The organism is Parabacteroides distasonis ATCC 8503 (genome assembly GCF_000012845.1).
In the GTDB taxonomy this organism is placed as follows: domain Bacteria; phylum Bacteroidota; class Bacteroidia; order Bacteroidales; family Tannerellaceae; genus Parabacteroides; species Parabacteroides distasonis.
The window spans coordinates 1,657,680-1,673,486 of sequence record NC_009615.1; the positions used below are offsets into that span (position 1 = coordinate 1,657,680).

The following is a 15,807-nucleotide window of genomic DNA, read 5'->3' on the forward strand; positions in this document are numbered from 1 at the left end:
TCTTGTATTAAATTCACCTTTAGTCTAAATATATTATGAGCGATCAACCAATAGATTTTACGCAACGTAACATAGCCATCGACATCCTCCGGGCCGTCACGATGTGCGTGATGATCTTCGAAAGCGTACATCAAATTAAAAATTTAAACATTAAAACATATCGCTATATGAAAAAGATTATCGGACTATTCTTGCTTATATGGGCTATAGGTTCAGCCCAAGTTTCCGCCCAATCAGAGACAAACCGTTTAGATAGTATCATGCCCGTACGAGGCTTGGCCATCGCCGCTCCATCCGCACAGAAGTTGGATCTATTCTTGAAGTTCGTCCAAGAGGAACTGGCTCCCAGTCATTTCAACTTGTTGATTCTACGGGTAGACTGGAATTATGCCTATGAGTCCCATCCAGAACTGAGGGATCCGACCCCACTCACACGAGAGGATGTGAAAAAGATCGTAAAGGTTTGCCGGGATAACGGAATACGTATCGCTCCCCAGATCAATCTCTTGGGGCATCAATCATGGGCTGAGACTACCTACGCTTTATTACGTGAGTATCCGGAGTTCGACGAGACGCCACATGTGGATACCAAGAACTATACGGGTTGGCCCAACTCAGACGGACTTTATTGTAAAAGTTACTGCCCGCTTCATCCGGAAGTACATAAAATCGTATTCGCTTTAGTAGACGAGTTGACGGATGTTTTCGAAACTCAATTATTCCATGCCGGAATGGACGAGGTCTTTTATATCGGACATGATAGTTGCGTCCGTTGCGGCGGACATGACAAGGCTGAGTTATATGCCGGTGAGGTCACTAAAATACAAAACCACTTAGCCTCACAAGGCAAACGATTGATGATATGGGGAGACCGCCTGATCGATGGCAAAACTACCGGGATCGGCGCTTGGGAAGCCAGCATGAACAATACCTACCGTGCGATCGACTTGATCCCGAAAGATGTTTTTATCTGCGACTGGCATTATGAGCGTGCCGAGCAAACCGCTGTTTACTTTGCCATGAAAGGCTTCGACGTTGCTACATGCCCTTGGCGTAAACCTCAGATAGCGCTTCAACAGGTAGATGATATGATCCATTTCCGCCAGCATTCAAATCCGGAAATGTCTCGCCATTTCCAAGGAATTATCGAGACAGTCTGGTCCGGTGCAGACAGTTTCCTCGAGGCCTATTATAACCCGACTACCTATAAGCAAGAGGTCTCAGACGCTGTCACGGTCAAGAAACTAATCGAGAAATATAAGGCTTTGGAGAATCAGTGAATGTAATTTAGGTCATAATACCTGTAATCCATCTACAAAAGTTTCTCCGGATTTCATCGATCTTTGCCGTTGCAATCGAAAAGGGATAAACAAACCAAGAAGTAGAACTTATTAAAATAGCAATTATGACACTAAACGAATTCTTGAAGTATGTAGAGACAAGAAAGCCTCTTAAAGGAGACGAGATCCATCAGTTTATGAACAAGATGAGCGATGAGGCCAGACGCATGACATTCGAGTTAAACGGCTCATATCACGATCCCGAGGAAATCCGTGAGCTGTTATCCCGCTTGTTTAATAAGCCGGTCGATCCGTCTTTTCGTGTATTCCCCCCGTTCTATACGGATTTTGGGAAGAATATCACGGTAGGCAAGAACGTTTTCATCAACGCTTGCTGTCATTTTCAAGATCATGGCGGGGTGACACTGGACGACGGTTGCCAGATCGGGCATAACGTGGTCTTTGCCACCCTCAACCACGGCTTCGCCCCCGAAGACCGGAGCACTACCTACCCTGCCCCGATCGTTCTGAAAAAGAATGTCTGGGTAGGCTCGAACGCAACGATCCTATCCGGCGTAACCATTGGCGAGAACGCTATAGTCGGAGCCGGCTCGGTAGTTACTAAAGATGTACCGGACAATGCCATCGTGGGAGGTGTTCCCGCCAAGGTCATAAAATACATCCAATAACCCGTAACACCGATTACGACATCTGGGATTTCCGATATTCATTCGGGGTACACCCCACGGTCTTCTTGAATATGCGGCTGAAATGCTGGGAGTATTGGAATCCTAGGTCGTAAGCGATTTGGCTGACGGTCTTGTTTGTCCCTACTATCCATTCTTTCGCTAAGGAAATAATCCGGTCTTGTATATTTTCTTGGGCAGTTTTCCCTGTCTCTTTCTTGATCAGATCACCGAAATAGTTCGGGGACAAACAAATCTTCTCGGCGAAATACCGTACAGTAGGTAGCCCTTCCTGTCTTAACAGATCGCTTTGCAGGTATTCATCCAGCAATCGTTCGAACCTCACCAACACATCCTTATTCGTCTCCGCACGGGTCGTAAACTGACGATCATAAAAACGCAGGCAATAATCGAGCAGCAACTCGATATTCATCGCGATCAGCCGTTTGCTATGCTTGTCGATGGAGTGCTCCAACTCGATCTGGATTTTCCTCAGGCAATCCACGAAGATCCCCTTCTCTTCCTCAGAGAGATGTAACGCCTCGTTCGATTCATAGGAGAAGAAAGAATAACGCTTGATGTCCCGTCCCAAAGCCGTACCACGGATCAAGTCCGGATGGAAAAGCAACCCATGCGCCAAAGGCCGGGTCCCATCCTTAAGCTCAATACCCGTCACCTGCCCAGGAGCGAATCCTACTACGGTTCCTTCTTGATAATCATAATATTGCCTCCCGTACCGGATATCCCCGCACTTCGTATCTTTCAGGAAAAGTCCGTATATACCATAATTAACCCGGAAATTAGTAGGCCATGTCTCGGACTTGGATAAATCTACCACGCTCACCAAAGGGTGCAACGTCTCCAAGCCAAACATCTTGTTGTATTGATCGACGGTATCGATCTTTATTAGATTCTCCATAAGGCTATCTGTTTTATCGCAAAGATAAACATTCCAAATCTAACAGCCTCATGCCATCAGATAAAATCCACCAAACCGGATGATATCGTATTGAAAAATATGTACGAAAGGAATATTGAAGAGGAGGAAGGAGAAATAAAAAGCGGTCTGGACGGGACTCGAACCCGCGACCCCATGCGTGACAGGCATGTATTCTAACCAGCTGAACTACCAGACCAAAATGTTATTCTTTATCGCTATTCCGTTGAATTGCGGTGCAAAGATAGGTGGATTTTTTGAATTAGCAATAGTTTAGGATGAAAAAATTAGAACAAATCGATAAATTTCATACTTTTGTCCCCCATATATAATTAACACTAGCATGAAAAATACTCCTGTAGACTATCAGACAGCCAGACGGATTATCGATGGCTTTGGACTTCCCGATTTTGGGAAAGCGACTATCCGGGAGGTAGTTGCCATATCCACGCAATTGGAACAAGAAACGGGAACCGAGTTCATCCATATGGAAATGGGCGTACCGGGCTTGAAAGCCGCTCAAGTAGGCGTAGACGCTGAGATCGAAGCCCTTCGTAACGGTATAGCGTCTATCTACCCGAACATCAACGGAACTCCCGAAGTGAAAAAGCAAGCTTCCCGCTTTATCAAGGCGTTTATAAATATAGATATAGACCCGGAGTGTTGCGTACCCGTAACCGGTTCCATGCAGGGCACATACGCCTCTTTCCTTACGGCCGGACAATGTACGCCGGGAAAAGACACCATCTTGTTTATCGACCCCGGATTCCCCGTGCAGAAACAGCAAATAGCCGTTATGGGCTATAAATATGAGTCGTTCGACGTATACGAATATCGTGGCGAGCGATTGCGTGAGGCCTTGGAAGCGCATCTTTCCAAAGGCAATATTGCTGCGATGATCTATTCCAACCCGAACAATCCGGCTTGGTTTTGCCTCACCGACGAGGAGTTGAAGATCATCGGCGAGATGGCCAACAAATACGACGTGATCGTCATAGAAGATCTCGCCTATTTTGCCATGGATTTCCGCAAGGACCTCGGATGTCCTTTCGAGCCTCCTTACCAAGCGAGCGTAGCCCGTTATACCGATAATTATATCATGCAGATATCCGGCTCTAAGGCGTTCAGCTATGCCGGACAGCGTATCGGCGTGACAGCGATCTCCAATAAACTTTACCATCGCTCCTATCCGGGATTGACTCAGCGTTATGGAGGTGGTACGTTCGGTACGGTATATATCCACCGTGTCTTATACGCCCTATCTTCCGGAACCAGCCACTCGGCCCAATTCGCCTTAGCCGCTATGTTCAAGGCCGCCGCAGACGGTACGTTCGACTTTGTCTCGCAAGTGAAAGAATACGGACGTCGTGCGGAGAAACTAAAGAAGATTTTTACGGATCATGGTTTCACAATCGTTTATGATCACGATCTGGACCAACCGATAGCCGACGGTTTCTATTTCACGATCGGTTACCCGGGAATGACCGGCGGACAATTGATGGAAGAGCTGGTTTATTACGGAGTAAGCGCCATATCATTAAGTACCACAGGCAGTAACCAACAAGGACTACGGGCTTGTACCTCTTTCATAAAAGATCACCAATATGATTTGCTGGACGAAAGACTGAGATTATTCGAGGAAAATCATCAAGCATAAATTAACAATAAGCCCGGTCGGTTCACGTTTATTAACTTGAATCCCGGGCTTTTCATTTGCTTCTTATTAAAAAACGCCTTATATTGTCGGTGAATTAGTAACAACCTAACATTCACGATCATGGCATCTTATAAAAATATATTTAAAATAACACATAACGATGTCCTTCCTATTCAAGGAAGTATTCTGATTGCCGAGCCTTTTTTACAAGATGCCTATTTCCAACGTTCCGTCGTATTATTAATAGAGCATACGGAACACGGATCGATGGGATTTGTCTTGAATAAAAAAACGGATCTTATCGTAAACTCTTTTTTCAAGGAGTTTGCCGAATTTCCGGAGATACCGATTTATCTGGGGGGGCCGGTCAGCCCCAACCGTTTGTTCTTTATTCATTCCTTAGGGGATAATATCATTCCGGACGCGTTAAAGATCAATGATTATTTATATTTCGACGGGGATTTCAACGCATTGAAACGATACATCCTCAACGGGCACCCAATCGATGGGAAAGTGAAGTTTTTCTTGGGATATTCCGGATGGACCGAAGGGCAATTAAACCATGAAATCAAACGGAACTCGTGGGCCGTAAGCCATATCACCACCGATAATATCCTGTCTGCCGACGGGGAGGGCTATTGGAAAGATTCCGTAGAATTATTAGGCAATGATTATAAAACTTGGACAAAATATCCGAAGGACCCGTATTTAAATTAACTGCATTATGCAGACATCGGAATAACCATCCGGTGTCCTGATCCAGTCCTTAAGCGTCCCCGCCTCGACAAATCCCAGACGGGTAAATAATTTCTTGCTAGGCTCGTTCGCCACGGGAATATGCACATAAAGTTGATGAAGCTTCAAAAACGTATAAGCGTATTCCATCAATAGTCTTAACGCTTCCGTAGCGAAGCCACGTCCTTGATACCTACGGTCCAGCATAATACCGCAAGCCGCCCGATTCGGATGCGGCTCAAAATCGAATAAATCCACGATCCCCACGGAAGTCCCCGTATCGCATTCCTCGATCATGAAGCGAAGTTGGCGAGACTCATAGATACTCCGGTCGCTACCCGCTATATATTCCTTCAATATATAACGGGAATAGGGCGCCAAGGTATTCCCTACTTCCCATAACTCCGGATCATTCTCCCAACGATACAACAACTCCAGATCCTCTGGTTCCAATGCCCTCAAACGGACTCTATCATTCGACAACAACATATTTACTCAAGGATTACTTAAACAAGCCGACCACTCTTCTTCGTATATATATGGAAAACCGCTTTCTTGTTCACGAGCTTGTCCATGAACAAGAGCATCTGCTCGTAGCGGGCATCGGGGAAGCAGAAAGCGTAGTCCGTAAAGCCTTTCATCTGGTTCTTGCGACAGATAGCATCCATCACACGCTCCACGTCCAAATCCCAGAGATTCACGAATTCCAGATCCGGCATAGCTTTCAGGCAAACGGCCTTTACCTCCTCAAAATGATCCTCCCTACACAAGATCAAAAGGCGGCGATGCTTAACCGCTTTAGCCTTCTTGCGTAGAGGGGCTGAAATCATCGCCCAGCAAGCTTTCAGCAGGACAGCCAACCGGATCAGTATCCGCATCAACCAACCGGACCCCGGATAATATTTCTTATAGAAAATCAACATGGCGCCGTAAAAAGCCCTTATGTACTTCAAGTCACCATGCTTCGTACTCTCCCCCTTATAATGCAGGATCCGTTCCGGCACGTACAAGTTCTTATAACCTCCCAACACGATCCGATAAGACAGATCGATATCCTCCCCATACATGAAAAACGACTCGTCCAACAAACCAACCTTATCCAACGCCTCATGACGAAGCAACATGAACGCACCCGCCAGCACCTCCACCTTATGCGTCTGCTCTTTATCCAGATACGGAAGGCTATAACGTGCGAATGCCGGAGAGTTAGGAAACAGCTTTGAAAGGCCGAATATCTTGCAGAACGACACCCAAGGCGAAGGGAAAGCCCGTTTGCTCTCCGGCAAGAATACCCCATGCCCATTCAACATCTTCACACCGATAGCTCCGATCTCCGGGTCCTCATCCATCTGGAAGCACAGGCTGCGGAGGCTCTCCTCTCCCACCACGGTATCGGGATTCAGCAATAACACGTATTCCCCGGCGCACTGGCGAATCGCCTGATTATTGGCCTTGGCGAAACCGGGATTATCTTTATTCTCAATGAAAACCACCTCCGGGAACTTAGGCCGGAGATATTCGACAGATCCATCCGTCGAGTTATTATCCACCACGAACACCTCGGCATCCATCCCCATTACGGCGGCACGGACAGAATAGAGGCATTGCTCCAGAAAATACTTCACGTTATAGTTAACGATGATAACGGACAACTTGGTTTCTTCGTAGGTCATTCCGGATATTAATTATGAGTTATGATTATGAATTAGAAGAGGTGAGATTGAACTCAGTACGATTGATAATGGATCGTCCTAAGGTGATCTCGTCGGCATACTCGATCTCATCACCGATAGACACGCCACGTGCGATGACACTGATCCTCACATCGTAACCGGATAGCTTCCGGTAAATAAAAAAGTTAGTCGTATCGCCTTCCATGGTAGTGCTCAACGCCAAGATGATCTCTTTCACCTCACCTTCGGCCACACGTCGCACCAGACTGTCGATACGCAAGTCTCCCGGTCCGATGCCATCCATTGGCGAGATGATCCCGCCCAACACATGGTATACGCCACGGAATTGCCCGGTATTCTCTATCGCCATCACCTCCTTGATATTCTCTACCACGCAAACCAAGGAATGGTCACGGCTGGGGTTGGCGCAAATAGAGCAAACCTCATCATCACATATATTATGGCAGACCTTGCAGTACTTCACGTCCCGACGGAGGGCGACCAAGGCCGCAGCGAAGTTTTCCGTATAGCCGACGTCCCGGCGCAACATATAAAGCGCTAGCCGGAGCGCTGTCTTCCTCCCCACCCCCGGCAAGGAAGCCAATTCATTTACGGCATTTTCCAACAAGGCTGAAGGATATCTTTGATTCATCTACTTTCTGTATTTGACTACAAAAATAGAAAGAATTTACGAATTAACGATAAACCTCAAATTATTTACTCGGCTTCTCCCCCATCCCATTCAAGTCGCACATCTCTTGCTTGATATGTACAACTATAACTGCTCTAGGTATAATTGTTCATGTCCTCAAGTAATAAACATTCTTTTTGCCATATACATGGCATACTTGCTACTTGATCTATTTCCAAAAGATCGACGTGGGATGTACAGACCACGACGTGATTTGTATATTCCACGACTTGGTCTGTACAGATCACGCCGTGGTTTGTAGAATTATACAGCATGCGAACAAGAATTCATACGCTACTGGGCAAGAATTCATATAGATAATTTGGGTACGGTTGCCCTAACTATTCTAAAGAATCCTTGCATGTCTCAGCCAGAAAACATAAATTTGTCACCCAACACCCGTTTGGTGGAGCTATTACGAACTTATAATCTAACATTTTAATATCGTGAAACCAGAAAATGAAGAAAAGGTAACCGGGCTGCCAGAAAACGCCTACCGAGAATTAAAAGAAGGGGAAAGCTACAAGCCTCTTATGTCTCCCAACAAACACTATCCGGAGGTTACGCCTTGGTCCGTCCTTTGGGGATTGGTCATGGCAGTGATATTCAGCGCGGCGGCCGCTTATCTGGGCCTGAAGGTCGGTCAAGTATTCGAGGCCGCCATCCCGATCGCTATCATCGCCGTAGGGTTGTCCAGCGGATTCAAGCGGAAGAACGCCTTGGGAGAGAACGTCATCATCCAGTCTATCGGGGCCAGTAGCGGCGTGATCGTGGCGGGGGCCATTTTCACCTTGCCCGCCCTTTATATCCTGCAAGACAAATATCCGGAGATCACGGTCAATTTCTTCGAGGTTTTCATGAGTTCCTTGTTAGGAGGTATCATCGGGATCTTGCTCTTGATTCCGTTCCGTAAATATTTCGTATCCGACATGCACGGTAAGTATCCCTTCCCGGAAGCTACGGCTACCACGCAAGTACTCGTCTCCGGCGAGAAAGGCGGAAGCCAAGCGAAGCCCTTGATCTTCGCCGGATTAATCGGAGGTTTGTACGACTTCATCATCGCCACCTTCGGTTGGTGGGGCGAGACGATCAGTACCCGTATCGTCGGGGCCGGCGAGATGCTGGCGGAGAAAGCCAAGATCGTGTTGAAAGTCAATACGGGCGCAGCCGTGCTAGGTCTGGGTTACATCATCGGATTAAAATACTCCTTGATCATCTGCGCCGGTTCATTCTTGGTATGGTTGGTGATCATCCCCGCCATGTCCGCCATTTTCAGCGCCGACGTGCTTACGTTCGGCAATGACGCTATCACGGCGACCGTCGGGAGCATGAGCGCCGAGCAAATCTTCACCACCTACGCCCGCCACATCGGTATCGGAGGTATCGCTACCGCCGGGGTGATCGGCATCATCAACTCTTGGGGAATCATCAAGGGAGCCGTAGGCTTGGCGGCGAACGAGTTGAAAGGAAAAGGAGACGCTGTGGAGAGTAATACTATACGTACGCAAAAGGATTTGTCGATGAAAGTGATAACGATCGGTATCATCGTATCGCTGATTGTCACCTTCCTGTTCTTCCAGTTCGGCGTACTTCATAATTGGTTCCATGCTGCCATCGGCTTATTGCTGGTCGGGGTGATCGCTTTCCTGTTTACGACCGTAGCGGCAAACGCTATCGCTATCGTAGGGACGAACCCGGTATCGGGCATGACGCTCATGACGTTGATCCTCGCCTCCATCATCTTGGTCGCCGTAGGGTTGAAAGGGCCGGCCGGCATGGTATCCGCCCTGATTATCGGAGGCGTGGTTTGTACGGCGCTTTCCATGGCGGGAGGTTTCATTACCGACTTGAAAATTGGCTACTGGCTGGGTAGTACGCCCGCCAAGCAAGAGACTTGGAAATTCCTAGGCACACTAGTTTCCGCCGCTACGGTAGGAGGCGTGATCTTGATATTGAACCAGACGTACGGTTTCACGACCGGACAATTGGCCGCTCCGCAAGCGAACGCTATGGCCGCCGTTATCGAGCCGTTGATGAGTGGCTCGGGGGCACCTTGGGCTTTATACGCGATTGGAGCCGTCCTCGCCGTCGTATTGAACTTCTGCAAGATACCAGCGTTGGCATTCGCCTTGGGTATGTTTATCCCTTTGGACCTGAATACGCCGCTTTTGATCGGTGGAGCGATCAGTTGGTACGTGGGAAGCCGTAGCAAAGACCAAAGCTTGAACTCAGCCCGCTTGGAGAAAGGTACGTTACTGGCTTCCGGCTTTATCGCCGGCGGTGCCTTGATGGGCGTGGTTAGCGCGGCCTTACGTTTCGGCGGAATCAACTTGATGAACGAGGAATGGGCATCTAGCAATGCCGCCGAGATACTGGCGGTTGTCATGTACCTTGTCATGATCGCTTACCTCACATTTAATTCCCTGAACGCGAAAAAAGAATAGAATAAAGGAATAAGGATATGGAAGCACCTGTAATCAATGTGGGAATCATGACCCACAAAGCAATCTCATTTGTTTTTAACGAGGAGTATGTACATACGGAAACCGGCACGTTCACCATAGGCGAGCAACGTGCCCTCTGGGTAAACGGCAAGATCGTGTACAATGGGAAGCTTTATCAGGAGCTATTCTTCGAGCCGACCAGCCCGCAATCCTCTTTCGACTTGAAGGCGGTCACGATCGGCGTGGATTTTCACTGGCAACGACAGGAGGATCAACGCTTCAAGGGAGCGTTGAACCTCGTGGCGACCGATAAAGGTATCGTCACGATCAACCAAGTGGACGTGGAGGAATACCTTACCAGCGTAATCTCCTCGGAGATGAGCGCCAACGCTTCCAAAGAGTTGCTGAAAGCCCATGCCGTGATCTCGCGAAGCTGGCTCTTGGCGCAGGTCGAGAAGAATTTCAACTTGAACGGATCGGTTACGCCCTATAAAAGTTGTTACCGCGACAGCGAGACCTTGATCCGCTGGTACGACCGGGAGGACCATGATCTGTTCGATGTCTGTGCCGACGACCATTGCCAGCGTTACCAAGGTATTACCCGGGCATCGAACCCGATAGTCAGGGAGGTGATCAAAGAGACACGTGGAGAGGTATTGATGGATAACGATACGATCTGCGACGCCCGCTTCTCGAAATGCTGCGGAGGCGTGACCGAGAAATTCGAGAATTGCTGGGAACCGGTTCCCCACTCCTATCTTACCGCCTTGAGGGATGACGAGATTCCCTCCTATCCCGACTTGACGGACGAGCGGGAAGCGGAACAATGGATACGTACCTCACCCGAAGCCTTCTGTAATACAACGGACAAGGAGATCCTTAGCCAAGTGCTAAACAACTACGATCAAGAGACCACGGATTTCTACCGTTGGAAGGTAGAATATACGCAGGAGGAACTATCAAGGTTGATCCACCGGAAAACGGGTATGGATTTCGGGCCGATCATCGATCTCATACCGTTGGAAAGAGGTTCGTCCGGACGCATCACGAAACTCAAGATCGTAGGGGTACGCCGTTCGTTCACCATCGGCAAAGAGCTTGAGATACGCCGGACATTATCCGAGACGCATCTATACAGCTCGGCCTTTGTTGTCGATAAGAAGGATATCCGCCTTGATATCCCCTCCCGCTTCATCTTGACAGGAGCCGGATGGGGACATGGCGTAGGGCTTTGCCAGATCGGAGCCGCCGTGATGGGAGCCAAAGGATATTCGTACCGGAAAATCCTCACGCATTATTTCCCCGGAGCCTCTATTGAGAAAAGGTATTAAACAAGGGTGTCCAGATTTTGGACACCCTTGTCCAATTATTGGACACTCATAAACAATCGTACGCCACTCATCCCTCTGTTTTTCAACCACATAAACACAATGGCACGGTATTTGATTTTATCTTACCGGAAAATAATACAATAACAATATGAAAAACATCGGGATCGCAATTCGCTCCCTTTTTAAGAGAGGGCAACACAATGTAATGAAGATTATCTCCTTGGGTATAGGACTGACCATCGGCTTGGTGCTGATCGCTAAAGTCCACTTCGAGAACACCTACGATAACTTCTATTCGAACGGAGACCGGATCTATCGAGTATATGAGAAATTTTTCATGAACGGGGAAGTGGGCGACCACGGGCAAACGCCCGCCGGAGTAATCCCCCTCTTGAAACAAGAGACACCAGAGATCGAGGCCGCCACACGCTATACGTACTTCCGGGGAAACTCCCCTTTTACGATGTCCGACAACAAGCATCGGCTCAAAGCGACCTTCATCCTAGCGGACAGTTGTCTTTTCGACGTATTGCCCCGCCCCATGCTCATCGGAGACCCTAAGCAAGTTCTCTCCCAACCCATGTACGTGCTCGTATCCGACGAGATCGCCGAACGTATCGGCGGCAACGTGATGGGAAAACGCTTCGAGATTGACGACGCGCCGGGACAAGCCCTCACGATAGGCGGCGTATTCAAGAAACTACCGGACAACACCGAACAGAGTTATGACATTATCGTATCCCTTTCTTCCATCAGCAAGTTCATGTGGGACGGAACCCATATGTTAACCGGAAACGACCGCTACCAAAGTTATGTCAAGGTATCGCCGGGTACGACAGAGGCCCAGTTGGAAGCGGGAATGAGACAGATGATCGACAAGCATTTCCCCGTAAACGACCTTAAGAAAGCCGGCGTGGAACTGACCTTCACCTTCCACAAACTACTCAACGTACATATGGAGGACGATATGGCCAAACGTATGGCCTTGATCCTCTCGTTCATCGCCTTCGTATTGATCTTCACCGCCGTAATGAACTATATATTGATCGTGATCTCCTCCATCGTGAACCGCACGAAAGAGATGGCCGTACGCAAATGTTACGGGGCGAGCGGTAAGGATATCCAAGGTATGGCGTTGTCCGAGGTAGGGACCCACGTCACCGTCGCGCTAGCGCTGGTCGTACTTCTGATCCTAGGATTTCAAGGAATTATAAAGGAGCTGATCGGCACGGGAGTCCGATCGTTATTCCTATCCACCGGTATGTGGGCGATATGCCTCACGGTCATAGTCGTACTTATCTCTACGGGCATAGCTACCGGCTGGTTCTTAGGACGCATTCCTGTAGCGGCTGTTTTCCGGAGCATTCGTGAAGCACGCCGCCTTTGGAAACTGGGACTCTTGTTCTTCCAGTTCACGGCAATCAGCTTCCTCGCCTCCTTATTGCTAGTGGTAGGCAAGCAATACGACCATATGGTAAATGATCATCCGGGATACAATCCCGAGAACCTCGCCTATGTGTATATCGGCGCCGTAGACTCCACGGGGCGTGCCAAACTGATCGAGGAAACCCAAAGATTGCCCGAGGTAGACGCCATCACGACTTGCTATAACCTTCCTTTCTGGGGAGCCTCGGGCAATAACGTCTATCTTCCGGGAGACGACCGGGAACTATTCAACATCGCCGACCTCTACGACGTAGGAAACGATTACCTGAACGTATTGGAAATCCCGATCGTAGAAGGACAATACTTCACAGAGAATACCACCTCCTCGCAAGAGATACTGGTGAGCCGCAATTTCATTGAATACATGAAACCTTTCGCCGACTGGAAGGATGGAGCCGTGGGCAAGACGGTACAAATAACCGGACACGATACCAAGTCCGAGTCGATGCCTCTCTTCACGATCCGGGGCGTATTCGAGGATTTCCGCCTAGGTTCCATAGCGGGAGAAGATCCGCGAGCCAAGATCATGTTCTATACGAAAGGGGCGGCCCAACATATGGTCATTCGATACCATAGCCTTTCTTCCGAGGCCCTACGCAAGACGCAGGATCTAATGGGGCAACTCATCCCGGATAAAGAACTCAACGTGATCTCCTTCAAGAGCGAGATGCTGGAAGGATACACCTCCTCCCGGAAATTCCGTGACTCCGTCATGATCGGTGGTATCGTCACCTTGCTGATCGTCTTCATCGGATTGATCGGATACACGAACGACGAGGTGAACCGTCGCCGGAAAGAAATGGCGATCCGCAAGATTAACGGAGCCACGGTAAAAGACATACTCCATATTTTCTTGAAAGATATCATCACCATGGCATTGCCAGCCATCTTACTTGGTTGCGGTATCGCTTTCTATATCTCCCAGAAATGGCAAGAGCAATTCTCGGAAAAGATCCAGCTATCCTGGTATCTATTCGTGGGAGGAGGCGTATTGGTACTCACCGTCATACTGGCGGTTTCCGGATATAACGTATTCCGTACCACCCACGACAATCCCATAAACAACCTCAAGTCCGAATAAATCAAAAGGGCCGCATCTTATCCGGACGGCGGCCCTTTGACTTAATGTTTACCTATTTCCCAGTTATGATGAACAACCGGTTCGCTTTCACTCTCACGAGCTATTACTATGACACAAAGGTAGGCCGAAGGTTTAAAACGATCAAAAAGAATTCGACGAATCGGGCGTTTTCCTCGGTGAATCCCGTTATTTTTCCTACTTTTGTCCCTATTAATACATACAACCATGGGACTGAAAAAACAATTCGTATCAGCGATTTTGCTAGGCAGCGCGCTAACCGCTCCCCTATTCGCACAAGATATCGCCACCCCGTCCAGCTCGATAGACACTTTAGCCATTTTCTCATTCAACGATTTCCATGGGGCTTTCGCCTCCGACGGGATCACGCCGGGAGCCGCCCGGTTGGTACAAATGACACAAAACGAGAAGCAACGCTATCCGCATTCCATCGTTGTCTCAGGCGGAGATAATTTCAGCGGAAGCTATTTCTCCAAGATCACGAAAGGCGAGCCTATCAAAGAGATGTACGAGGCGATGGACGTGGAAATGTCCGCCATCGGTAACCACGAGTTCGACTGGGGGCTTCCTTATCTAGTGGACACCGCCGCCTTGAATATCCCCCATGTGGCCGCCAATATCACCGAAGAGAAGAGATATACTCACCCCGACTGGTTGAGTCCCTACCGTATCGTAGAGCGTAAGTTGAAAGATGGCTCCTCCCTACGTATAGCCTTCATCGGACTGACCACGACGGACACCTACGTCAAGACCAAGCCGGAGAACCTGAAAGGGCTTCAGTTCACGCATCCGCTGGGAGCAGCCTGCATACAAACCGTCTACCAGTTAAAGAAAGAGGACCAGATCGATATGATTATCCTCTTGATACACATCGGCACGGATATGAAAATGCCTTACCGCATCACCGAGGAGAACGCCCAAGGACTGCCGTTCATCGATAAGGTAGACGCCATCATATCCGCCCACTCGCATGAGCTGGTGCTCGATAAGATCAATAACATTCCCATCATCCAAGCCGGCGTAAACGGTACCCATATCGGGAAACTGCTGTTCCAGATACAGGATTTCAACGGACACCGGGATATCTCTTTCATCCAAGGGGATACCGTGCGTGTAGCCTGCGAGGAGAACCCGGAGATGCGAGAGGCCGTGGAGAAGATCATGGATAAATATCGGCTGAACGAGAAACTTGCCACGGCAAAAGAGGCCTTGATCCACGACCGTACCATCAATAAGTTCGACTATACGCCTATCGGGGCGTTGGTCACGGCCGCTTACGCCCAGCGTTTCCAAAAAGAGATGCCCGCTTACAAGGATCAGCCGGTGATCGGCGTAAACCATTACGGAGGTATACGTGCAGCCCTCCCGAAAGGAGATATCACCCGACTGCGTGCCGGCAACATCTTGCCTTTCGGCTCCGCTATCGTTGCCTATCGTTTCGACGGCAAGCGGTTGAAGAAGCTATTGGAGGATGGACGGAAGAATCCGAACGGTTTCCTTCAATCCTCCGACCTCACGCTTACCCTAAGCGGAAATAAGATCGAGAAAATAGTCTATACGAGAGACGGGCAAAAGACCGAGATCGAGGACAATACCCCTTGCGTGGTGACCCTAGACGCTTTCATCACCGATGGCGGAGACGGGTACGACGCCTCTTTATTCAAGGGCTACGAGATCCCGGAATTCGACAATTTAGGTATCATATCGACTGACGCTTTCATGGACTACCTAAAGGGCTTCAAGAAACCCATCACGGTAGAATCCACGCATATGCCGGTTATTTCAAAGTAAAGCCGTATCTTTGCGGAGAAGAAGAAAGAAGTTAGCA

General features: G+C 48.8%; 12 protein-coding genes and 1 tRNA gene. 8 read left to right on the forward strand and 5 right to left on the reverse strand.

Going from position 1 to position 15,807, the window contains the following annotated elements; genetic code table 11:
* Positions 1-35: 35 nt before the first annotated feature.
* Together BDI_RS07125 and BDI_RS07130 are read left to right on the forward strand one after the other, a co-directional pair.
* Positions 36-1,280: a family 20 glycosylhydrolase gene (locus BDI_RS07125; protein WP_011966454.1), complete on the forward strand. Its 1,245-nt coding sequence runs from the start codon at positions 36-38 to the stop codon at positions 1,278-1,280.
* A 125-nt stretch (positions 1,281-1,405) separates the two neighbouring features.
* The gene (locus BDI_RS07130) at positions 1,406-1,969 is read left to right on the forward strand and encodes a sugar O-acetyltransferase (protein ID WP_005856224.1); all 564 of its coding nucleotides are present in this window, start codon (positions 1,406-1,408) and stop codon (positions 1,967-1,969) included.
* A 13-nt stretch (positions 1,970-1,982) separates the two neighbouring features.
* On the opposite strand, the gene BDI_RS07135 is transcribed toward BDI_RS07130, so the two are convergent.
* Together BDI_RS07135 and BDI_RS07140 are read right to left on the reverse strand one after the other, a co-directional pair.
* Positions 1,983-2,885: a helix-turn-helix domain-containing protein gene (locus BDI_RS07135; protein ID WP_011966455.1), complete on the reverse strand. Its 903-nt coding sequence runs from the start codon at positions 2,883-2,885 to the stop codon at positions 1,983-1,985.
* Between the two features lie 143 nt (positions 2,886-3,028).
* Positions 3,029-3,102: transfer RNA gene (locus BDI_RS07140), tRNA-Asp, on the reverse strand.
* A 144-nt stretch (positions 3,103-3,246) separates the two neighbouring features.
* Between BDI_RS07140 and BDI_RS07145 the strand changes: the two genes are divergently transcribed.
* Positions 3,247-4,560 (forward strand): pyridoxal phosphate-dependent aminotransferase, encoded by a 1,314-nt coding sequence (locus tag BDI_RS07145; RefSeq protein ID WP_005856221.1) that lies wholly within the window; start codon positions 3,247-3,249, stop codon positions 4,558-4,560.
* 120 nt (positions 4,561-4,680) lie between these two features.
* The gene (locus BDI_RS07150) at positions 4,681-5,277 is read left to right on the forward strand and encodes a YqgE/AlgH family protein (protein ID WP_005856219.1); all 597 of its coding nucleotides are present in this window, start codon (positions 4,681-4,683) and stop codon (positions 5,275-5,277) included.
* Here BDI_RS07150 and BDI_RS07155 read toward each other — a convergent pair.
* From BDI_RS07155 to recR, 3 genes are read right to left on the reverse strand one after another with little or no spacing between them, the layout of a single operon-like run.
* Positions 5,269-5,784: a GNAT family N-acetyltransferase gene (locus BDI_RS07155; RefSeq protein WP_005856217.1), complete on the reverse strand. Its 516-nt coding sequence runs from the start codon at positions 5,782-5,784 to the stop codon at positions 5,269-5,271. The genes BDI_RS07150 and BDI_RS07155 overlap by 9 nt on opposite strands.
* 17 nt (positions 5,785-5,801) lie before the next feature.
* Positions 5,802-6,968 carry a glycosyltransferase family 2 protein gene (locus tag BDI_RS07160; RefSeq protein WP_011966456.1) on the reverse strand — a complete coding sequence of 389 codons (1,167 nt, stop codon included), beginning with the start codon at positions 6,966-6,968 and terminating at the stop codon, positions 5,802-5,804.
* A gap of 25 nt (positions 6,969-6,993) precedes the next feature.
* Complete coding sequence (gene recR / locus BDI_RS07165) at positions 6,994-7,620, reverse strand: recombination mediator RecR (protein ID WP_005868175.1); 627 nt, start codon at positions 7,618-7,620, stop codon at positions 6,994-6,996.
* 485 nt (positions 7,621-8,105) lie between these two features.
* On the opposite strand from recR, the gene BDI_RS07170 reads away from it, so the two are divergent.
* The 4 genes from BDI_RS07170 (at position 8,106) to BDI_RS07185 (ending at position 15,770) form a co-directional block, all read left to right on the forward strand.
* Positions 8,106-10,103, forward strand: coding sequence for an OPT family oligopeptide transporter (locus BDI_RS07170; RefSeq protein ID WP_005868174.1), 1,998 nt, complete (start codon positions 8,106-8,108; stop codon positions 10,101-10,103).
* A gap of 17 nt (positions 10,104-10,120) precedes the next feature.
* Positions 10,121-11,434 carry a SpoIID/LytB domain-containing protein gene (locus BDI_RS07175; RefSeq protein WP_008780433.1) on the forward strand — a complete coding sequence of 438 codons (1,314 nt, stop codon included), beginning with the start codon at positions 10,121-10,123 and terminating at the stop codon, positions 11,432-11,434.
* 148 nt (positions 11,435-11,582) lie between these two features.
* Positions 11,583-13,961, forward strand: a complete 2,379-nt coding sequence (locus tag BDI_RS07180; protein WP_011966458.1) for an ABC transporter permease — start codon at positions 11,583-11,585, stop codon at positions 13,959-13,961.
* 225 nt (positions 13,962-14,186) lie between these two features.
* Positions 14,187-15,770, forward strand: coding sequence for a bifunctional metallophosphatase/5'-nucleotidase (locus BDI_RS07185; protein ID WP_011966459.1), 1,584 nt, complete (start codon positions 14,187-14,189; stop codon positions 15,768-15,770).
* Positions 15,771-15,807 lie beyond the last annotated feature (37 nt).